Consider the following 20031-nt stretch of genomic DNA (forward strand, 5'->3'; position numbering starts at 1 on the left):
CTGATGCGGGGTTTTTTGTTTCAGCATGATTCCCGTATCGAACTTCGCTCCGAAACATTGACGCGGCCGTGGAGTTTCATCGGATGGCTACCGGGTTGATGTTGACCTGGGTGGAACCGACGTAGAGCGGCTGGCCGAGCACGAACAGGAATTCCCAAGCCTTGTCGCGAACCAGTGCGCGGCTGTCGATCAGTTCCAGGTTGTAGATGCCGCGCTTGGCGAGCATGTACTGGTTGACCGGGAACTCGTCTTTGCCATGTGGGTTCGGATAGACCTCGGAGGCCCACGTGTCACCGCCGAAGGCGACGATGCCCTGGTCGGCCAGCCATTTCGCCGCTTCCATGCCGATGCCGGGTTCAACTTCCAGGAACTGCTGGTTGTCCTTGCCGATCAGTTCCAGCCAGCCCGTGTTGAACAGCACCACGTCCGCCTTGCGCAGGGTGATGCCCTGCGTCTTCAGCACGGACTGGATGTCTGCCACGCTGAACTCGGTGCCGCCCGGCACAATGGTCTTGCCGTAGTACGCGGTCATGTCCAGCACAACGCCACGGGTCACTATCGGCGGAACCTTTTCCACGCCGAGCTTGGTGACACCATCGATGGTCACGAAATCGGCGGCGCGGTTGCCGTTGTAGTAAACGTTGTCGATGCCGATGTGGCCGATGCCGTTGAGCTGGGTGCCGACTCCGGTCCATGCGTTCACCAGTTCATCGTTGAAAGTGAACTTATTGGGACCGAGCGATTTGCCGGCCTGCTGGCCGACCTGCACGTTGTACAGACGGAAGCTGCGGTGGCGGAAGGCCGGAAGGTTCTTGTCCACCGGCACGGCCAGCGGGTAAGTCTTTCCCGTCTTGACCAGACCGACCGCCTGCCTGACCACTTCCGGGGTCAACAAGTTTGCGGCGCCGATCTCGTCGTTAGGACCGTAGGATGAGGGATGGCAGTCGGCCGCAGGCGCAACCTGCATGGCCAGCGGCAATACGGCGGCCAGCGCGAGCTTTGTAAGGGTCTTCATCATGCTTCCAGGTTTTCGGCGGACTGCGCCAGCGTGGGGTAGTCGGTCAGGCCGCGCTCGTCGCCGCCGAATAGGGTGTCGCGGTCGTGCGGGTTGAGCGATGCGCCCGTACGCAAGCGCTCCGGCAGGTCGGGATTGGCGACGAACGGACGGCCGAAACCGATCAGGTCTGCCCAACCTTCACGCAATGCCGCGCGAGCGCGTTCGGCGTTGTAGTGGCCGGCGTAGATCATTGCGCCGGGGAATACTTCCCGGAGTCGCTGCTTGAACCCGACCGGCATATCCGGTGCATCGTCCCAATCGGCCTCGGCGATGTGGATGTAGCCCACGCCGATTTCGCCGAGCAGCTTCGCCGCTGCGATGTAGGTGGTCTCGGGATCGTCATCGAAGCAGCCGTTGAGCGTGGTCAGCGGGGCCAGGCGGATGCCGACGCGGCCCTTGTCGCCCGTGCCTTCGGCCAGGGCCTGCGCCACCTCGCCGAGAAAGCGCAGGCGGTTCTCCAGTGAACCGCCGTACTCATCGCTGCGTCCGTTGGCGCCGGAGTCGATGAACTGGTTGATCAGGTAGCCGTTGGCGGCATGCAGTTCCACGCCGTCGAAGCCGGCTGCCATCGCATTGCGCGCGGCCTGACGGAACTCGTCGATGATGGTGTGGATTTCCTCCAACTTGAGCGCACGCGGCTTGGACGCTTGCACGAAACCCGGCTTGCCATCGCCCTCGGCGATGAACACGTTGACGCCCTCTGCCTGCAGGGCTGTGGAAGACACCGGGGCCTGCCCGTCGAGCAGGCTGATGTGGCTCAAGCGACCGACGTGCCAGAGCTGCGCAAAGATGCGTCCGCCCGCGGCATGTATTGCCTTGGTGACTTTGCGCCAGCCGGCGACCTGCGTCGGGGTATGGATGCCTGGCGTCCACGCATAGCCTTTGCCGAGCGGGGAGATCCAGGTGCCTTCGCTGATGATCAGTCCGGCACCGGCACGCTGCGCGTAGTACTCGGCCATCAGATCGTTCGGCACATCGCCGGGTTGGCTGGCGCGCGAACGCGTCATCGGCGGCATCACGATGCGATTGGGCAGTTCGAGGCTACCCAGGGAATAAGGTTGGAACAGGGGGTCTTGGGTATCAGGCATCATGGGGCTCCGCGATAGGCGCAATCGCGCCGATCGGTAGGGTCTGGAAATGCGGTGACAGGTATCCGGCGATCTCACGGAAAGTCTCGCCGAACGGGCGTCGGTCGCGGCGGAACCGCAGGCTGAAGAAGGTCTCCTTCCTCAGTCCCAGACGGGAGCCAGGCCTTCGGGACTGACTTCGCGCCCGTTGCGTTCCAGCAGTGCGATCCTGGTCATGTCGTCGGCGTCCAGGCGCAGGTCTCGGGCCAGCAGGTTGCTGGCGAGGTTCTCGCGCCGGGTCGAGGACGGAATCACGGCATAGCCCAGTTGCAGCGCCCAGGCCAGCGCCACCTGCGCCACCGTGGCCTGATGCTTGTCGGCGATCTGCGCCAACACCGGGTCCTTGAGTATCTTGCCGTAGGCCAGGGTCATGTAGGACGTGACGGTGATGCGCTGTTCCTTCAGGAACGCAGTCAGCGTGTGGCTCTGCAAGTAAGGGCTGAGTTCGATCTGGTTGGTGGCGATCTCGTCTTTGCCAACCGCGGCGATGGCCTGCCTGGTCAACTCGATATTGAAGTTGGAGATACCTATCTGGCGGGTAAGGCCCAGCGCCTTGGCCTCGGCCAGCGCAGTCATGTATTCGACCAGTTCGACGCCATTGCCCGGTGCCGGCCAGTGGATCAGGGTCAGGTCCACGTAGTCGGTACGCAGCTTCGTCAGGCTCTCGCGCAAGCTGGGAACCAACGTGTTCCTGGCGTAGTTGTCAGTCCAGATCTTGGTCGTGACGAACAGCTCGGCACGCTCGACGCCGCTTTCGGCGATGGCCTGGCCGACGTCGGCCTCATTGCCGTAAATCTGCGCGGTATCGACCGCGCGGTAACCCAGTTCCAGTGCGCTGCGCACCGAATCGATGACGGTCTGGCCGGTCAAACGGAAGGTGCCGACGCCGAAGGAAGGAACGCTCATGATCAACTCCTGGAACCAGTGGGTTAAGTGATGGTTCGCAGTTTGCGGAGTTTACATTTGTAGATTAAGCCATGTATGGATTAAATATATTTGGTTTAAAGTCAATTATTGAGACGGCGCTGGATGAATGCAGGCGTTTGTTGCCATCCCGGCTCCTTAGAGCAGCCGGATACCAAACGGCCTGACAGCGAGCGCGAACAGGCCGAAGCTGGCGATCGTGACGAGTGCGCTCATCGCCAGCGCAGGCCAGAAACCGAACCGGGCCAACAGCGTCGGGAACAACAGGAACATGGGCAGCGTAGGCACCACATACCAGAATGTGTACCAGGCATGGTTGGCGATCTTCTCGGCCGGTTGCCGTTCGACGTATAGCCAGACCAGGGCGAGCAGGGTGACAAGAGGCAGTGAGGCCAGCAGGGCGCCCAGGCGGTCGCTTCGCTTGGCTACTTCTGAAACGACCACGACCACCGCGGCGGTGATGGCGTATTTGGTGATGATCCAAAGCATGCGCAACTCCAACGGGTGCTTAAGCATGCCATGCTTTCGAACGCGACCATCCGGCGGTCGCTACCAGGGCACGGTCCGGCCCATATAGTCCACGTAGTGGAGCCCGCCACGCCCTTGATGGGCCTCCATCGTATCGAGCAGGTTGGGAATGCTTTCCTCGATGCTCAAGCGGGCATCGGGGCCACCCATGTCCGTCCGCACCCATCCCGGCGCCATGAGAAGCAAGGTGCGTGGATCGCCGGCGTGCCGCGCGGCGAAGCTGCGCATGAACATGTTGAGCGCGGCCTTGCTGCCGCGATAGACCTCGTGGTTGCCGTTGGTGTTATTGGTCAGGCTGCCCTGGCCGGACGACATCAGCCCGATGGTCCCGTCAGGGCGCACCAGGTCCTGGAAGGTCTCGACCACTCGCATGGGGCTCAATGAGTTCGTCACCATCACGCGGATGAATTCCTCCGTGGAGACATCGGCGATGGTTTCACAGTGGTCGTTCGTGACACCGGCATTCACGAAAAGGACGTCCAGGGGCCTGTCCGAGAGGCTGGCACGAAGGTTGGCGACCTGTTTCGGAAGGGTGGTGTCGACGACTTCGACGTCGAGTGCATCGGGACATGAAGCCGCGAGCTGGCGAAGCCGGTCTGTCGAATCGGCTCGCCCCGTGGCGATCACCTTCCAGCCACGGCGCAGGTATTCTTCCGTCATGGCGAACCCGAGGCCACGGGATGCACCGACAAGCAGAACGGTTTTTGGGGAGGTTTTCATCGATCGGTCCTTAAGAGCGGTCTCCCCAGGATAGGGACGGATCGGATAGGCGGAAGGCGCGCGGGCCGCAGGTATTCGTTGCGCTGAACGCCTTGTCGCGGCGGCTGTCGTAGGATGAGCCATGACCGAGCCAGACCTGAACCTGCTGATCGCGCTCGACGCGCTGCTTGCCGAAGGGAGCGTGGCGAAGGCATCCCGCCGCCTGGGGTTGAGCGACTCGGCCATGAGCCGGACGCTTGCCCGCCTGCGCGTCGTCACCAGTGATCCTTTGCTCGTTCGGGCGGGGCGGGGCATGGTGTTGACGCCGTATGCGGAAGTACTTCGCGGACGCACACGGGACCTCGTCCACGAGGCCGTCGCCATGCTTCGACCCCCGGTCAGCGAGACCGATGTCACGACCTTGCGTCGGACGTTCACGATCCGGACGAACGACGGTTTCGTGGAAGCGTTCGGACCCCTGCTCATCGCCGAAGCGGCAAGGGAAGCGCCGTGCGTGTGTCTGCGCTTCGCACCGAAGGCCGAGAAAGCATCGACGTACCTGCGCGAAGGCCTGGCAGATCTGGAGATCGGCGTCGTCGCCAAAATGGGGCCGGAAGTTCGCGTGCAGGCGCTATTTCGCGATCGTTTCGTGGGTGTGGTGAGGAGGGGGCATCCGCTGGCCGCGAAAAAGAGCGTGACACCCGAGCACTATGTCGCGTTCGGCCATGTCGTCGCATCGCGCACGGGGCGTACGGCTGGCCCTGTCGACGACGCGCTCGCGTCGCTCGGTATGGACCGGCATATCGCCGCGGTGCTGCCGAGCTTTCCGGCCGTGCTGGCCGTGGTACGGACGTCGGATCTCATCGGTCTCGTGCCCGCCTCCTTCGTCCAGGCGATATCCCGTGGGGAAGGCAACGCCGGACCCCGTGCGATCCGTGCCTTCGAGCTTCCCTTGAGAACGCCTGGCATCACGGTCTCGCAAATGTGGCATCCGCGGCTGGATCGGGATTCCGCCCATCGCTGGCTTCGGAAGCTGGTGCGGGTCGCTTGCCGCGGCGAAGCGGATTGACTCCTCGCCAGCGAAGGCTTGTAGTCTAGGCATTCCCTCCCCGCTGACGGCACGCGCATGCCTTGCTGCGATTGTGAATCCACCGGTGAATCGCTGGCTCGTTCCAGGGCGCAGCGGCGCGTCTTGTGGGCGGTGCTCTGCATCAACGTCCTGATCTTCGCAGGCGAGTTCGGTGCTGGCGTATGGGCGGATTCGACGGCGCTCCAGGGCGATTCCCTGGATAGCCTGGGCGATGCCCTGGTTTACGCGGTCAGCCTCGTCGTCGTCGGGCGCTCGTTGCGTTCGCGTGCGGGCGCGGCGTTGATGAAGGGCTTCGTGCAGTTGCTGTTCGCGGGCCTGGTGCTGGCCGAGGTCATCCACAAACTCATCGTCGGGCCGGCACCTTTGCCCGGAGTGATGGCGGTGGCGGCGAGCCTGGCACTCCTGGGTAACAGCGCATGCCTCGCGTTGCTCACGCGGTTTCGTTCGCACGATATCAACATGCGCTCGGTCTGGTTGTGCTCGCGCAACGACGTCATCGGCAATGCAGGCGTGCTGGTCACCACAGGCCTCATCGCATGGACGCACCAGCCGTGGCTGGACTTGCTGTTCGGCGGTGCCCTTGCACTGCTATTCGCGCGCACCGGTGTCCATGTCGTATCCGTCGCCTGGCGGGATTTCCGTTCGCCACGGCCGATCGCGCACGGATGAGCGAGCCCAGGTCGCCTTTCTTCATCATCTGACTTACGATCCCCTTTCCGCTGCCGCAGGCGGCATGCGATTCGATCGGGGAGTGGCCATGGCTGTGACGCAGGAACAACTGGAGAAGCTGTTCGGCTTCGCGGTGGAGTTCGCCCAGGACATGTTGCAGAAGAACGGCGAGTTCTATCCGTTCGGCGCGACGCTGGGACGGGATGGCCAGATCGCCGCGGAGGGTGGCTACGACGGGGACGACGACCACCCCAGCACGCAGGATGTCTACGTGGCCGTGTCCGATCGCCTGGCCGCCGCGGGTGCCGACGGACGCATCCACGCCGCCGCCCTGGTGGCGAACGCGACCGTGCCGGACGAACTGGAGGCACCCTCGCGCGATGCGATCCGCGTGCGCCTGGAGGCGGACGGCTTCGCGCGCTTCATCTATGTTCCCTACGAGCCGTCGTCGGAGCAGTCCATTCGACTGTACGATCCGGTGCTGATCGACATCGATCCGGCCTTCTTTCCCGTCTGACGGCGGGCTCGTCGTCAGACGAGCAGGCGCTGCCAGCGCGGAGGCACGCGTCCCTCGGGGCCGGGCACCGGCTGGTCGACCGGGTGGCTATGCGGTGGCGCCAGGGCCGGGCCTTCGAACATATCGTCGTTACGGTAGTCGTAGAACCAGTCCTCGCCCGGCTCGAAACTCTGGATGATCGGGTGACCCGTTTCACGGGCGTGCTTGCTGGCGTGCTTGTTGAGCGAGTCGTCGCAGCAACCGATATGCCCGCACTGGGCGCAGCGGCGCAGATGGAGCCACCAGCTGCCGGTCTGCTCGCATTCGACGCAGCCAGTGCCGCTGGGCCGCGCCTTTGGGTCGATTCCGTCACTCTCGGTCGTCATGGGTAACGCTCCGCGGGGTTCGTATCGATCCTACCCCGGCGGCGAGGTCGTCCGCTTGTCCCCGCATGCCGTCACGAATGTTCAGAAGAGGTGGCCGGCTCTGCGCATCGCCGTGTGCTGCATGCTGTCCACCGAGCTGGCCAGGAAGCGAAGGGCGATCCGCAGTTCCATCGCATTCGGGTAGCCGCAGGCCAACAGGGATTCGATGCGTTCGGCCGCGTCGGCCACGCTGAGGTGCTCGTGCTGCAAGGCGTGGCGTGCCACGTGGTTGGCGCGGAACTGGGCTTCGTCGTAATCGTGATGCAGCAGCGCCTGGAGCAGCCCAAGGGCCTCCAGAGATATCTCCTGGGCTGCCATGACGTAATGCATCCGGCGATTAAGGCTGAATCCCGTGTCCGATCGCAATCAGCCATCTGGCCTACTAAAGGAATACGCGAAACGACCGATGGGACGCGGCGGCCGCCTTAACGGCTATTCTTTGCACCATCCCCTCGACGCAGGATAGCGCATGACCCTCGCCGCCACCGTGCTCACCGTGCTGGTGCTCCTGATCCACGTGTACATCGTGATCCTCGAGATGGTCCTGTGGCGCAGCCGCGGACCGAAGGTCTTCGGGATCAGCGAGCAGTTCGCCCGCGACAGTGCCGCGCTGGCCTCCAACCAGGGCCTGTACAACGGGTTCCTGGTGGTAGCCCTGCTGCTGGGCCTGAGCCTGCGTGAACCCTTCGCCACGGCATTCCTGTTCTACGGCCTGGGTTGCGTGGTGGTGGCTGGTGTATGGGGTGGGCTGACTGCCAGCCGGCGCATCCTCTACGTGCAGGCCTTGCCCGCCGCCCTTGCGCTGGCGGCGCAGTGGCTCGCCCGCTGATACCCGGAAACGTGGTGACGATCGGAGTTTGACCGGGGGCGTTCGCGGATAATCCCGCAGGACCTATCGACGGGAGCGGGCATGCCCGACACCGATCTTCCCCTCGCGCACCCGGACATCACGCCACCGCCGCGCGAACGCACGTTCGAACTCGGCCTCGCCCTTGCCGGGGCGGTTTCCGGAGGGGCTTACGCCGCCGGGGTGCTCGACTTCCTGTATGAGGCGCTGGACCGCTGGTATGCGGCCAAGGATGCCGGCTTGCCCGTGCCGGACCACGACGTGTTGCTGCGCGTGGTTTCCGGGGCATCGGCGGGCAGCATCAACGGCGTGATCTCGGCGGTGGCACTGCCGTACGCTTTTCCGCATGTGCACGCCTCGGAAGGCGAAGCGGCGGTGGCCAACCCCTTCTACGACGCCTGGGTGAAGCGGGTGGACATCCGCCACTTCCTCGGCACGAACGATCTCGCGGACAAGGACCTGCCGATCGCCTCGTTGCTGGATACGCGCTGCCTGGACGAGATCGCCGCGAATGCGCTGCGCTTCCAGGGTGAGCCGCGCATGCGCCGGTACATCGCGAATCCGTTGAAGTTCGTCTTCACGGTCACCAACCTGCGTGGGGTGCCCTATGCGGTGCCCTTCGCCGGCAATGGCACGCAAGCGGGCCACGGCATGGTGGCGCATGAGGACTACCTGCGTTTTTCCGTCGACACGGGGCAGGGTATCTACGACCGCGCCTGGCAATACCCGGACGATCTCTACGTGGCGCACCCCAAGCATCTTCCCGACCGGGGCTGGAATGCCTTGATGACCGCCGCACTGGCATCCTCGGCGTTCCCCGGTGGCTTGCGACACCGGGAGGTGGAGCGGCGCTGGAGCGACTACCTTCAACGCAGCGTCGTGATTCCCGACGAGCGAGGGATGTCGCGCGTGGTGAACATCGAGCCGAAGCGAGACGTGCTCGACCGGGGCTCCGCCACCTATCGCTTCGTGGGTGTCGATGGCGGCGCGATGGACAACGAGCCGTTCGAACTGGCCAGGACCGAGCTGGCGGGCATGCTCGGGCGCAATCCACGCAGGGGCGACCAGGTGAACCGTATCGTGCTGATGGTGGACCCGTTCCCCGAGCCGGACGACCTCGGCCCCGAATACGCGGCGCCGCTCAATGTCGTCGGTGCGCTCGCTGCCCTCTTCGCATCCTGGAAGCAGCAGGCACGGTTCAAGCCCCGGGAGATCGCACTGGCGATGGATGACGCCGTGTATAGCCGCTTCCTCATCGCACCGACCCGTTCGTCGACGGACGGCTCCGCGCGCTGGTTGGGAGCGCGCGCGGTGGCGGCGGGAGCGCTGGGAGGATTCTCCGGGTTCTTCGCCGAGGCCTATCGCCGCCACGACTTCCTGCTTGGCCGGCGCAATGCGCAACGGTTCCTCGCCGAGCATTTCCTGGTTCCCGCCGGGAACCCCATCGTCGCCTCGTGGACGGCCGACCCCGCCATGGCCGGTTACCTGCGGACGCGCGACGGCGTCCTCCATGCGCCGGTCATTCCTCTGGTCGCGGAGTGCGATCCGGCCCGGCGCGAGGACTGCCTGCCGGACTGGCCCAGGGGCGCGTTCGATCCCGCGACCCTCATGCCGGCGGTAGGCAAGCGCATGGATGCGCTCTATGCCGTTGCCACCGACAAGTGGAAGGACAAGCTGCTGACCTGGTTGGCATGGCATACCTATGCCCGCCGGAAGCTGCTGGCCCTGGCCTCGCGCCGGCTCGTGGATGCCTTGCGCAAGCACGACCTCTGGTGAGGAAAGCCTGCCGAAATCGTGCGCCTAAATCGTGACAAAAATGCATGCTTCCGCATCCGTGAAGACGCAGGTCTCATTTCGATGAAAAATCTGTCGAGTGGTATATAGCGGTGGCGTTCGTTCGGTAGTAGGTTGGGGCCGGGCAACTCTTACGCGGGTAACGTATGAGCATCACCGCCTCTCCTCGCGTCATCGTGTTCGAAGATCATTCCGGACTTGCTTCGGCGCTTACCGACCTGCTCGAGGAGCGGCTTGGCTACGACGTGGCCGCTTGCGCGGGCTGCATCGAGGAGGCGATCCGCGTCGCCCATGTCGAGCGTTGCGACGTCGCGGTCGTCGATCTCGATCTACAGGGCGTGATGGCCTATCCGGCGCTCGACGAACTCCAGCGCCGCGGTATTCCCTATGTGCTTGCCACCGGGGCCATGCCGGTCGACATCCCCGGCCGTTACCGCGCACCCTTGGTGCACAAGCCCTATAGCGCACATCAACTCGAACGGGCGATCCGCGAGGCGAGTGGGCAGCCCGCCTGTTGATGCCCGTATCGTTCAATCCAGCGAAGGCTCGTCGAACATGCCACGTTCGCCGCGGCGTTCCTCCGCCGGTTCGCCGCGGCGAACGCGGAGGGTGTTTTCCACGTCCTTGACTCCGATGGCGTCGGCGACGGCGTCTTCGGCGAGGTGTTTCATATGGCGCCCGGGTACCTCGCCACTCAACTGGACGATGCCCCCGGCGACCCGGACCTCGATCCCGGAGGCATCGATGGCGTCGTGTTCGGCCAGCCGCTCGCACAGGTCTTCGCGGATGCGTTCATCCGTCCGTGAATAGCCCTTGGGACCGACTCCTCGATAGCCCCCCGGATAACCCGAGGCGCTCCAGTCGCGTTCATCCCTGTCATAGTGCCCCGGCGATTCGCCACGGCCGAAATCGCGGTGGCCCGGATGTGGTCCGACGCCGTAGCCGTGTCTTCCACCGAAGTCGCGGTGTCCCGGGTGCCGCTGGCCTTGGCGGGGATCGCGGCCTGCTTCGTAGGGGCTGCCGCCGAAGTCGCGGGCATCGCGATAGCCGTAGGTGCCGCCGAACTCGTCCCCTGGGTAGCGGGTGTCGTCGTGGCGCCTCTTGTCGTAGCGTTCGTCGAAGCGGTGCATGCGGGGTGCTCCCATGGATGGCGGCGACACAGGGGCCAGTCTTGTCCTGGCGGCATGCAATGCGTGTTGCCAGTGCGTCAACGGCGTGTCGCTGAGCGGGCTTTGTTCACTATCGAAGCGGGGGAGACATGTCGCGAATCAGTTTCGACGAACCGTGGACATTCGGCGGGCATCCGTGGCGGAGCCTGAAGGATACGTCTTTCGGCGTCATCGTCGCCGATGGGGAGGGCGAGATCGTCCACGTGAATGAACGTGCGGCCGAGCTGCATGGATGGGTGCGCCTGGCGGTCGGTCCGGACGATTACAGCCGGATGTACAGCCTGTTCACCGAAGAGGGGAGACCGTATCCCTCAGCCGATCTTCCATTGACCCGCGCCGTGCGCCAGGGCGAGACCACGCGGCACGCGCGGTGGGTCGTGCGCCGGCCGGATGGATCGCGGCAGACCCTGCAGGGTTCGGCCTATCCGGTTTGCGACGCCCGTGGGAAACAGGTGGCTTCGGTGCTGGTCCACGACGCGATCGAGCGCCCTGGCGGTGCTTGAGCGCTAGTGCGCCCGTGCTTCGGCGGCGGGGCCACACGCGCCACGCAACCAGGCGTTCACTTCGTCGAGGTCGCCTACGACACCGGCGCACAGGCGCCTCAGTTCGGCGGATGGCTGCTGCAGGTCGGGCACCATGATCGTCGGCAGGCCCGCCGCCACCGCGGAGCGCACCCCCGCCTGGGAATCCTCCAGGGCAAGGCAGCTGCCGGTGGGCTTGTTGAGGATGCGCGCGGCCCGCAGGTACGGGTCTGGATATGGCTTGCAGCGTTCGCAGTCGCCCGACGCCACGAGGGCGTCGAAGCGGTCGCGCAGGCCGAAGGCTTCGAGATGATGGATCGCGGTGCCGTGCGAGGACGAGGTGGCGATCGCACGTGGCAGGCCGAGTTCATCGAGGGTATCGAGCAGCGCCGTCACGCCCGGCTTCAAGCGGAGGTCGGTATCGAGCATCGCGCGGTAACGCTCGGAGGTGCCGGTCCAGATGGTGTCCAGGTCGGTATCGTCACCGACGTGTTCGTGAAGGAGCACGCGCGCCGCGTGCCCATGCAATCCGACCATGCGCTGGCAAAGCGACAGCGGCATGTGGACGCCCGCCTCGGTGGCGGCGGCGAGCAGGGCGTCGCGGTACAGCGCCTCGGTATCGAAGAGGATGCCGTCGAGATCGAACACGATCGCCTGTGGTATCGCGGGAAAACGGACCATGCCACCCCCCGAACCGCCTTGCCGGGCGACGTGCCCGGTTCGCCCCGAAAATAGCGCGGTTTGTCGCACGGTGCCATAGCTCGGCGGTCAACGGGCGGTGCAAGTGTTTGCGTTCGCGTTCGGCACAGGCCACGCTTCGGCGATGAAGAAAGATCGGCGCATGCTTGCCCACGGTGCCGCGGGCGTCCTGGCCGCCGTCGCGTTGTTCCTCTCGGGTGCCTGGGGAGCCTTCGCGCTGGCCTTCCGTTTCCCGGGCGTCCGCGCGGTGCGCCTGGTGGCCGCCTCCGCATGGGCCCTCGGCTGCCTCGCGCTCTGGGCAGCCTGGTTCGGTTGGCGTGCCTGGTGGGCGCTCCCCGGCCTGCTGGCCTCCTTCGCCGCGCTGCTCGCCTGGTGGGCGACCATTCGGCCGCGCAACGACCGGGTCTGGGCGGACGATGTCGCGCGCCTCCTGCATGGCGAGGTCGACGGCCCGCGCGTCGTGTTGCACAACGTGCGCGACTTCGAGTGGCGCGGCGACGATGACTACGACGTGCGCTGGGACACCCGGGAATATCGCCTGGACCGCCTCGCCGGCGTGGACGCGATCCTTTCCTACTGGTCGGGTGAGGCGATTGCCCACGCGATGCTCTCGTTCGGCTTCGACGACGGTCGCCACGTGGTGTTCTCCGTCGAGATACGGCGCAAGCGGGGCGAGGCTTTCTCCGAGATCGGCGGCTTCTTCAGGCAGTTCGAATTGATCCTGATCGCCGCCGACGAACGCGACATCGTCCGGGTCCGCAGCAACGTGCGTGGCGAGGACGACTACCTCTTTCCATTGCGGATGCCGCGCGAGGCCATGCGCTCACTGTTTCTTTCCTACGTGGACGCCGCCAACGAACTGGCCAGGACGCCGCGCTTCTACAACACGGTGACATCCAATTGCACCACCATCGTCTATCGCATGGCGAAACGAATCGATGGCGCCTTGCCGTTCGACCTGCGCCTGCTGCTGACCGGCTACCTGCCCGAATACCTTGGCGACAGCGGGACACTCGACCCCCGCTTCGGCGTGGACGAATGGCGCCGGCTGGGAAGAATTACGGAGCGGGCGAGGGCGACCCGCCCGGAGGATGATTTCTCGGCGGCGATCCGCGTCGGCATCCCGCCGGCTTACTCGCCCCCGTCGGGGGACTCCACGGCATAGCCTCGTTCCTTCAGGGCCTCGAGGTAGCCGTGCGCGCCGAGCAAGTCGTCGATGGATACGATCGCCACCGCCTGCGTGTTGGCCGCGACCGCCGCGTCGACCGCGGTGAGCCAGCGCGCCCGGATGGTCCCAGGCACATCGGCGAGGCCGATGCGTTGCGCCACGCCGCCTTCGGTGACGGCATTGAGGCACGCGAGGCGTTGCTTCGCCCGCCGGTCGTCGCGCAGCGCGGCGACATCGCCGGTGGCCCAGGCATTCGCGCGCGCGGCCATGTCGGCGAGTTGCGCATCGATGTTGTCGATGCTCTGGGTGAAGCAGGAGACATCGTCCAGCGTGGAACGCTTGAACGCCTTGACCGCCGCGCGTGGATCGTCCACCAGCAAGGTGTACGTCACTTCGACCTGCGCGACGCCGTGCTTCTTCGCGAGCGCCGCGACCGTGCGGGTGATGTCTCCCGATCTTGCGAGACCGCTCTTCTTCACCGCGTCCTTGTAGAGTTCGATGGCGGCGAAGATCGGGCGGTAGCGTTCCACGCCGCGGTCGCTGCCGATATAGCGTGCCTTCACCGCCAGCCAGCGCGCATAGACGTCGGCGGGCACGCTGTCTTTCAGCGTCGCTCCGTCCGGCGCGTTGCGCACGCCTATGAGCGACGGGAGCAGGGCGAGGCGGCCGAAGAAGCCGGTATTCGGCTTGATTTCCACGTGGGGCGGCATGAGGAGCGCGCCCGCATGCGCGAGCGCCTCGTCGATCTCGTCGGTCTTCCAGGTCATCTTCCGCGGCAGCGGCGTGAGGGTGCCCAGGATCAGCAGCGTGTGCCCGTCGCGCGTGGCGCGCCAAAGGCCGGGACCGGGCTGCTCGCCACTGACGGTCACGGCTTCCAGTGTCGGTACGGAGGTATCGGGCGGTGGCGTCTGCGCCCGGGCCGCGGTCGCCAGCCACGCGGAGCAGAGCAGGGCAGGGAACACGAGGAGGCGGACAGGGAAATGGCGCATCGGCGAAATTCTAGTGTCTTCACGGAAGAGCGGGAAGCAGGCACAAGAGTTCTCCATGCCCCGGTGGGAGAAGTCCTTCGCACCCTGGTGGGAGAAGTCCTCCACACCTTGGTGGGAGCCGACCCTGTCGGCGATGGGGTGCTTGCTTCAGCCTGGCCGAGCCCCCGACACCCCGCGCACCATGCTCACCGAACACTCGCTCGGCATTCACGCGGAATGACGAGAATCGATCTTTTTCGCCGAGGCGGAGACAGCCATGAAGATTGGCATCATCGGGGCCGGCAACATCGGCGGCACCCTCGCGAGGCGTTTTCGCGAACTCGGGCACGAGGTGTTCATCGCCAATTCCCGAGGGCCGCATACGCTGACCGGCCTCGAGAACGAAACGGGCGCAGTGGCCGTCACCGCGCGCGAGGCGGCGCGTGCCGGTGAGGTCGTGGTCGTCACCATTCCCGAATCGAAGATCCCGGACTTGCCGGCGGATCTGTTCGCGGGCGTGGCCGACGACACCGTGGTGGTCGATACCGGCAACTACTATCCACGGCAGCGCGATGGGCGCATCGGCCCCATCGAGGAAGGCGTACCGGAAAGCCAATGGGTGTCGGACAGGCTCGGCCGCCCGGTCGTCAAGGCGTTCAACAACATCTACGCCGATCATCTCCTGAAGCGGGGCAAGCCGGCCACGGCGGAGGGACGTATCGCCTTGCCGGTAGCGGGCGACGATGCGAACGCAAAGGCGAAGGTATTGAAGCTGGTGGATGAACTCGGCTTCGACGGCGTCGACGCCGGTACGCTCGCCGATTCATGGCGCCAGCAGCCAGGTTCACCCGTGTATACGACAGATCGCGACCTGGAAGGCGTGCAACGGGCACTGCTCGCGGCGGTGCGGGAACGCCAGCCCGAGTGGCGGGCGACGGATGCCAGTCCCGGCGATTTCGATACGCCGCGCTAGCCGCCCGGCGTGACCTTCGCGTGAAGGAACGGCATACGCGGTCTTCCGTTGTGGGGGCCCGTGGGAACGGATAATCTTGCGCACCTGACGATGTAGCCGTGACACCCATGGACCTTGGGGCCTCCGGTCTTCCGCCTAGCGAGGTTACTCATTACTTCCATGGCCCTGGTGATCTACGATATTCCGTTCCATCCGGATATGGCGGGCTTGTGGCACGTGCAGATGAATGGCGTGCCTACCGAGAATTTCGAGACCCGTATCGCGGCCATCGCCTATGCGGTGCAGCAGTCGAAGCTGTTGGGCATGCAGAACGGCTTGCAGGTGCTGGTTTCGGTGGAAGGCGCCGACGGCATCTGGCGGGAATTCGAATCGAACGCGAAGCGCCCGGTCGGCAGGCTGCAATAGCGCTGCACGTCGCGTTGATCCGCGATCCTTACGATGGGGGACGATAAGGAGGATCATCCCACCCATGACGCATCGAAAAATCGGTTACTTCGACGTGGAAGGCACGTGCTACGTGGCCAAGCCAGGCCGCTGGCGTGGCAAGTACGTCATCAGCGAAGACGGCGAGGAATTGCAGGAGAAGTTGTGCACGACCCTGCATGAAAACGAAGAAGATGCCTGCGCGGAAGGCCTGACACTCGGGATCGCCGCCGCTCGCAGGCTCATGCGCGAGCGCGAGGGATTCGACCCCGGCGGCGAGTGACACCGGCGGTGGCGCGTGCATAGGCCGTGCCATCGCTTGCCGCTTTTTGTCCATCGCAACATATTACGAATGGCCGATGGTGCGCCTTGTTTACACGGCGTAAGTTTTCCTTGCGTCCCTGTGAATGCCGCGTTGCGAACTCATTCCCGGAGCCGCCAAGTCCCAGCCCCACTCCCCTAAGGCTCCGGAGACTCACAATGAAAACGACATCCCAGAAGGCGCTTCGGCGTCACGGCCTCGCTTTGTCCATCGCCACCGCATTGGCATGCACCTGTGGCGCCACGGTTGCGCAGGATGCGCCCGCGCAGGCCCCGCGAAATACTCCTCCAGCAGCCCCGGCGAACCAGCAGGAACAGCAGACGACGGAACTTCAGGCCATCACCGTCACCGGCTCGGCGTTACCTCGCATCGACGTGGAAACGCCTTCTCCGGTGACGACGATCACGGCCGAGCAGATCCAGAAGAGCGGCCTCACCACGGTGTCCGATGTGGTGCGCGCCGTGTCGGCGGACAATAGTGGATCGATACCGGCCTCGTTCACCGCCGGCTTCGCCGCCGGCTCGTCGGGCGTCGCGCTGCGCGGCCTGACCGTCAATTCCACCCTCGTACTGATCGACGGCCGTCGCGCGGCGAACTATCCCCTGGCCGATGACGGCCAGCGCTCCTTCGTCGATCTCAACACCATCCCGTCGAATGCCATCGAGCGCATCGAGGTGCTGAAGGACGGCGCATCGTCGTTGTATGGTGCGGATGCCATCGCCGGCGTGGTCAACATCATCCTTCGGCCAGGCTATCAGGGCACCGAGTTCACCGCCGATGTCGGCACCTCGCAGCATGGTGGCGGCACGACCCGGCGCGCCACGGTGCTGTTCGGTGGCGGCGATCTCAACAAGGACGGCTGGAACGCGTATTTCAGCGCCGAATACCAACACGACGACGAGATACTCACACGTCAGCGCGGATATCCCTACAACACGGCCGATACCCGGCGCAGTGGCGGCAACAATCTCATCGGAGGGCAGCCTTCGCAGAACTCCGGCTCGATCTACGGCACGGTGACGCCCGGTACGCTGTCGCGTCCGGGCGACGTGACATCGGGCGTCCCGGATCCGGATGCGGTGGCACAGCCACTGGTTCCCTGCGGATCGCGGGGCACGCTGGTCACCGATGATCCGGCCAATCCCGGAAGCTACTGCGCGCAGAACTTCGCGCGTTATACCGCCATCCAGCCGACGATGGACCGGCGTGGCCTGTATGGACGTTTCACCATCAAGCTGTCCGACACGAGCAAGGCGTATCTCGCCGCCAGCTATTACGAGGTGAAGACCTCCTTCCCCGGCGTGCCTGCACAGATCCAGGCGGGCACGCCGCGCAATACGAACTCGATCGCCTTGCCGGCGACCCTGCCCGACGGCTCGCTCAATCCGAACAACCCGTTCGCCGCCGAAGGCAAGGCGGCGCTCATCAACTACGGGTTCCCGAGCGCGTTGGCAAGCGGCGAGAACGACAACCACAACCTGCGTCTCGTCGGCGGTCTGACCGGTTCGTGGGGTGACTGGAGCTACGACACCGCCTTGGTCTTCAACCATTCGTCACTGGACACGCGCCTCTCGGGCTTCCTCAACTACGACAGGCTGATCGATGCGGTGACCAACGGTACGTACAACTTCATCGATCCTGGCGCTAACTCGCGCGAGTTCCTCCGCGCGCTGGCGCCGCCGCTCAAGAAGACCTCGACCAGCGACTTGCAGTCATTCGATTTCCGCGTGACGCGTCCGTTGATGGACCTGGCCGGCGGCTCGCTGGGTCTCGCCGCGGGCCTCGATGTTCGTCACGAGGAACAGGACGATCCAGACCTCAATCCGAACCTGGCCGCGCAAGGCCTGGGCATCGCCCACGTGAAGGGCGACCGCACCGTCTCGGGCCTCTATGTCGAGCTGGATGCGCCGTTCCTCGAGTCGCTGGAGGTCGATGTCTCGGGTCGCTACGATCACTATTCCGACTTCGGCAACAATTTTTCGCCCAAGATCGGCATCAAGTGGAAACCGATCGAGGAGCTGGCGTTCCGCGGCACCTTCTCCAAGGGATTCCGCGCGCCGAGTTTCGCCGAGAATGGTTCGAGCGAAGCGGAAGGGTTCGCTACCTATACGCCGCCGGAGGATTTCCAGGCGGCGCACGGCAATAGCGGCTACGTGCAGCCGTATGGTCTCGGGTTCCTCACACGGGCCAACCCGAACATCAAGCCGGAACGCTCGAAGAGCTGGACCTTCGGCATCCTGTACCAGCCCACGCCGGACCTGAGCGCGTCGCTGGACTACTATCGGATCAAGAAAACCGGAGTGATCGCGCAGCAGAGTGCGAGCGCGGTGCTGGATGCGTACTACGCGGGGCTGCCGTTACCGCCGGAGTCGGCGATCGTGCAGGATGTGCCCGATCCCGCCGCACCGGATGCCTTGCCGCGCCCACTCGTGGTCGCCGCGCCTTACGTCAACCAGAACGCGCTGGAGACCAAGGGCCTGGACCTGAACCTCAAGGCCGGGTACGACTTCAGTGAGAATGTGCGCTTCACCAGCGAATTGAACCTGACGAAGATCATCAGCTGGCAGCTGACCCTCGAGGATGGAAGCACGTTGCAGTTCGTGGGCACGCACGGTCCTTATGGCCTGTCGTCGGGCGCGGGCACGCCGCGCTACCGGGGTTCCTGGGCGAACAGCATCCAGTTCGGCAAGGCCACCGTCACCGGCACGCTGTACTACACGAGCGGAATCAAGCTGACCGCGCCCGACATCACCACGGGATGTTTCTCGACCAACACGGACACGGGTGCGAACGTCCCCGCCGATTGCCGCATGTCCTCGTTTACGGACTTCGACCTGACCGGGCGCTACGACATCAGCGACAAGGTGGCGATCACCGGCTCGATCATGAACGTGTTCGACAAGAAGGCGCCATTCGATCCGCTGAACTACGCGGCGCTCAACTACAACCCGACCTATGCGCAGAACGGCGTGATCGGCCGCTTCTTCACGCTGGGGGTGCGGGTGAAACTATGAGGTGTCCCTCAGCGAAGCAGGGACGCTTCGTCGAGCACGTCGACGCCGTCGGCGCGGATGGCAAGCACGCCCTCGGCACGGAGTTTCGCCAGCATCCGCGTCACGGTCGCCGAACTCATGCCCAGGTAGGAGCCGATGTCATCGCGCGACATCGGCAAGGGCACGAAAGGCGAGGGGCCTTCGATGCGCCGCCGGCGTTCGAGCAGGTCGGCAAGGAAAGCGCGCACGCGCTCGATGGCGGAACCTTCCGCGGCATGGGGCGTCTTCCCGCGCTCGCGCCTGCGCAGCGTGCGCAGGTGCCGGGCGATGTCCTCGTTGTGTTCGCATAGCGCGTCGGTCGCGGCGCGGGGGAAGCGACAGAACCATGTCTTGCCGATGGCCACCACCGATGCGCCATGGGTTTGGCTGCGCGCGATGTCGAGGGCGAACAATTCGCCGGGTAGGTGGAAAGCAAGCACGCGGCCGCCGCCGACGCTCATGGCCAGGCCCGAAAGCACGGCGAAGGCCGCGCGGTGCGGCGCTTCCGGTTGGACGAGACGGTCGCCTTCGAAGAAGGGGCCGACCCGCTCCACCACGCCACGCATCTCCAGCAGGTTGCCGTCGCCGCCGCGGGTCGCTTCGCATGCGCCGGCATGACGGCAGGACGCGCTGCAATGCACGGCCGCCCGCGTTGCCGGGAAGGTGGCGTGCTGGACCTGTGCGCAAGCTTGGGACATGACGGGACCTCGCTCTTTGCTGGTGCGTGCAAGACCATTCTAGGATCGCGGCGGACCGGGTCCATTCGCCGTCAGCCAGATGTGCGCTTATGTCGCATGCCCCCCGGGGTGTCCGTGCCCATTGACGTGGCCGGATTTTTGCTTTAGTTACGCATCCTGGGGGAATGTCAACAGGGGGCCGTCAAGGCCATGGCAAGTCGATTCACACATTTCAATCCGATTACCGAAGATGCCGGCGCCGCGGTGGCGGCCCTGCCTGATGGCTTCGTGCCAGGCACCGTGGCACCCTTCGTGATGCGCTACGGCACGGATTTCCTGATGGCCATGCAACGCGCCGCGGCGATTCACGACGTATCGCGCCCGACGACGGCCGAGACCGAACCGGCCTGATAGCGCGCCTGG

24 protein-coding genes are annotated in these 20031 nt (G+C 65.0%); 13 read left to right on the forward strand and 11 right to left on the reverse strand.

Annotated elements, in window-relative coordinates; all coding sequences use genetic code 11:
* Positions 1-76: 76 nt before the first annotated feature.
* The 5 genes from J2T07_RS13645 to J2T07_RS13665 form a co-directional block, all read right to left on the reverse strand.
* Positions 77-1015 carry a cyclase family protein gene (locus J2T07_RS13645; RefSeq protein ID WP_306850629.1) on the reverse strand — a complete coding sequence of 313 codons (939 nt, stop codon included), beginning with the start codon at positions 1013-1015 and terminating at the stop codon, positions 77-79.
* On the reverse strand, positions 1015-2145 hold the full coding sequence (locus tag J2T07_RS13650) for an alkene reductase (protein WP_306850698.1): 1131 nt from the start codon (positions 2143-2145) through the stop codon (positions 1015-1017). The genes J2T07_RS13645 and J2T07_RS13650 overlap by 1 nt, the downstream gene beginning before the upstream one ends.
* A gap of 141 nt (positions 2146-2286) precedes the next feature.
* Positions 2287-3090, reverse strand: a complete 804-nt coding sequence (gene dkgB / locus J2T07_RS13655; protein WP_306850630.1) for a 2,5-didehydrogluconate reductase DkgB — start codon at positions 3088-3090, stop codon at positions 2287-2289.
* A 156-nt stretch (positions 3091-3246) separates the two neighbouring features.
* Positions 3247-3597, reverse strand: a complete 351-nt coding sequence (locus tag J2T07_RS13660; RefSeq protein ID WP_306850631.1) for a DUF3147 family protein — start codon at positions 3595-3597, stop codon at positions 3247-3249.
* A gap of 60 nt (positions 3598-3657) precedes the next feature.
* Positions 3658-4356 (reverse strand): SDR family NAD(P)-dependent oxidoreductase, encoded by a 699-nt coding sequence (locus tag J2T07_RS13665; RefSeq protein ID WP_306850632.1) that lies wholly within the window; start codon positions 4354-4356, stop codon positions 3658-3660.
* A gap of 121 nt (positions 4357-4477) precedes the next feature.
* Between J2T07_RS13665 and J2T07_RS13670 the strand changes: the two genes are divergently transcribed.
* The 3 genes from J2T07_RS13670 (at position 4478) to J2T07_RS13680 (ending at position 6611) form a co-directional block, all read left to right on the forward strand.
* Complete coding sequence (locus tag J2T07_RS13670) at positions 4478-5404, forward strand: LysR family transcriptional regulator (protein ID WP_306850633.1); 927 nt, start codon at positions 4478-4480, stop codon at positions 5402-5404.
* Positions 5405-5461: 57 nt separating this feature from the next.
* Entirely contained in the window at positions 5462-6094 is a 633-nt protein-coding gene (locus J2T07_RS13675) for a cation transporter (RefSeq protein ID WP_306850634.1), read from the forward strand.
* A gap of 88 nt (positions 6095-6182) precedes the next feature.
* Positions 6183-6611, forward strand: a complete 429-nt coding sequence (locus J2T07_RS13680; RefSeq protein WP_306850635.1) for a hypothetical protein — start codon at positions 6183-6185, stop codon at positions 6609-6611.
* 14 nt (positions 6612-6625) lie between these two features.
* On the opposite strand, the gene J2T07_RS13685 is transcribed toward J2T07_RS13680, so the two are convergent.
* Positions 6626-6976 (reverse strand): UBP-type zinc finger domain-containing protein, encoded by a 351-nt coding sequence (locus J2T07_RS13685; RefSeq protein WP_306850636.1) that lies wholly within the window; start codon positions 6974-6976, stop codon positions 6626-6628.
* Between the two features lie 81 nt (positions 6977-7057).
* On the reverse strand, positions 7058-7333 hold the full coding sequence (locus tag J2T07_RS13690) for a hypothetical protein (RefSeq protein WP_306850637.1): 276 nt from the start codon (positions 7331-7333) through the stop codon (positions 7058-7060).
* A gap of 151 nt (positions 7334-7484) precedes the next feature.
* On the opposite strand from J2T07_RS13690, the gene J2T07_RS13695 reads away from it, so the two are divergent.
* The 3 genes from J2T07_RS13695 to J2T07_RS13705 all read left to right on the forward strand — a co-directional run bounded on the left by J2T07_RS13695 (position 7485) and on the right by J2T07_RS13705 (position 10174).
* Positions 7485-7844 carry a DUF1304 domain-containing protein gene (locus J2T07_RS13695; RefSeq protein ID WP_306850638.1) on the forward strand — a complete coding sequence of 120 codons (360 nt, stop codon included), beginning with the start codon at positions 7485-7487 and terminating at the stop codon, positions 7842-7844.
* A gap of 81 nt (positions 7845-7925) precedes the next feature.
* Positions 7926-9638: a patatin-like phospholipase family protein gene (locus J2T07_RS13700; protein WP_306850639.1), complete on the forward strand. Its 1713-nt coding sequence runs from the start codon at positions 7926-7928 to the stop codon at positions 9636-9638.
* Between the two features lie 164 nt (positions 9639-9802).
* On the forward strand, positions 9803-10174 hold the full coding sequence (locus J2T07_RS13705; RefSeq protein WP_306850640.1) for a response regulator: 372 nt from the start codon (positions 9803-9805) through the stop codon (positions 10172-10174).
* A gap of 12 nt (positions 10175-10186) precedes the next feature.
* Here the strand turns inward: J2T07_RS13705 and J2T07_RS13710 are convergent, their stop codons facing one another.
* Positions 10187-10786: a BON domain-containing protein gene (locus J2T07_RS13710; RefSeq protein WP_306850641.1), complete on the reverse strand. Its 600-nt coding sequence runs from the start codon at positions 10784-10786 to the stop codon at positions 10187-10189.
* A gap of 128 nt (positions 10787-10914) precedes the next feature.
* Here J2T07_RS13710 and J2T07_RS13715 point away from each other — a divergent pair, with 128 nt between their 5' ends.
* On the forward strand, positions 10915-11328 hold the full coding sequence (locus J2T07_RS13715; RefSeq protein WP_306850642.1) for a PAS domain-containing protein: 414 nt from the start codon (positions 10915-10917) through the stop codon (positions 11326-11328).
* Between the two features lie 3 nt (positions 11329-11331).
* On the opposite strand, the gene J2T07_RS13720 is transcribed toward J2T07_RS13715, so the two are convergent.
* A complete protein-coding gene (locus J2T07_RS13720; protein WP_306850643.1) occupies positions 11332-12027 on the reverse strand; it encodes an HAD family hydrolase in 696 nt (231 codons plus the stop codon).
* A 160-nt stretch (positions 12028-12187) separates the two neighbouring features.
* Here J2T07_RS13720 and J2T07_RS13725 point away from each other — a divergent pair, with 160 nt between their 5' ends.
* The gene (locus J2T07_RS13725) at positions 12188-13210 is read left to right on the forward strand and encodes a DUF4105 domain-containing protein (protein ID WP_306850644.1); all 1023 of its coding nucleotides are present in this window, start codon (positions 12188-12190) and stop codon (positions 13208-13210) included.
* On the opposite strand, the gene J2T07_RS13730 is transcribed toward J2T07_RS13725, so the two are convergent.
* Complete coding sequence (locus tag J2T07_RS13730; protein WP_306850645.1) at positions 13177-14202, reverse strand: TraB/GumN family protein; 1026 nt, start codon at positions 14200-14202, stop codon at positions 13177-13179. The two genes, J2T07_RS13725 and J2T07_RS13730, sit on opposite strands and share 34 nt — an antisense overlap.
* Positions 14203-14458: 256 nt before the next feature.
* Here J2T07_RS13730 and J2T07_RS13735 point away from each other — a divergent pair, with 256 nt between their 5' ends.
* The 4 genes from J2T07_RS13735 (at position 14459) to J2T07_RS13750 (ending at position 18913) form a co-directional block, all read left to right on the forward strand.
* The gene (locus tag J2T07_RS13735) at positions 14459-15154 is read left to right on the forward strand and encodes an NADPH-dependent F420 reductase (RefSeq protein WP_306850646.1); all 696 of its coding nucleotides are present in this window, start codon (positions 14459-14461) and stop codon (positions 15152-15154) included.
* 159 nt (positions 15155-15313) lie between these two features.
* On the forward strand, positions 15314-15559 hold the full coding sequence (locus J2T07_RS13740) for a DUF2188 domain-containing protein (protein WP_306850647.1): 246 nt from the start codon (positions 15314-15316) through the stop codon (positions 15557-15559).
* 64 nt (positions 15560-15623) lie between these two features.
* Positions 15624-15860 (forward strand): hypothetical protein, encoded by a 237-nt coding sequence (locus J2T07_RS13745; RefSeq protein WP_306850648.1) that lies wholly within the window; start codon positions 15624-15626, stop codon positions 15858-15860.
* Between the two features lie 197 nt (positions 15861-16057).
* Complete coding sequence (locus tag J2T07_RS13750) at positions 16058-18913, forward strand: TonB-dependent receptor (protein ID WP_306850649.1); 2856 nt, start codon at positions 16058-16060, stop codon at positions 18911-18913.
* 8 nt (positions 18914-18921) lie between these two features.
* On the opposite strand, the gene J2T07_RS13755 is transcribed toward J2T07_RS13750, so the two are convergent.
* The gene (locus J2T07_RS13755; protein WP_306850650.1) at positions 18922-19629 is read right to left on the reverse strand and encodes a Crp/Fnr family transcriptional regulator; all 708 of its coding nucleotides are present in this window, start codon (positions 19627-19629) and stop codon (positions 18922-18924) included.
* 189 nt (positions 19630-19818) lie between these two features.
* Between J2T07_RS13755 and J2T07_RS13760 the strand changes: the two genes are divergently transcribed.
* Positions 19819-20019: a hypothetical protein gene (locus J2T07_RS13760; protein ID WP_306850651.1), complete on the forward strand. Its 201-nt coding sequence runs from the start codon at positions 19819-19821 to the stop codon at positions 20017-20019.
* Positions 20020-20031: the final 12 nt, after the last annotated feature.

The sequence above is a fragment of the Luteibacter jiangsuensis genome (assembly GCF_030812295.1).
Lineage (GTDB): Bacteria > Pseudomonadota > Gammaproteobacteria > Xanthomonadales > Rhodanobacteraceae > Luteibacter > Luteibacter jiangsuensis_A.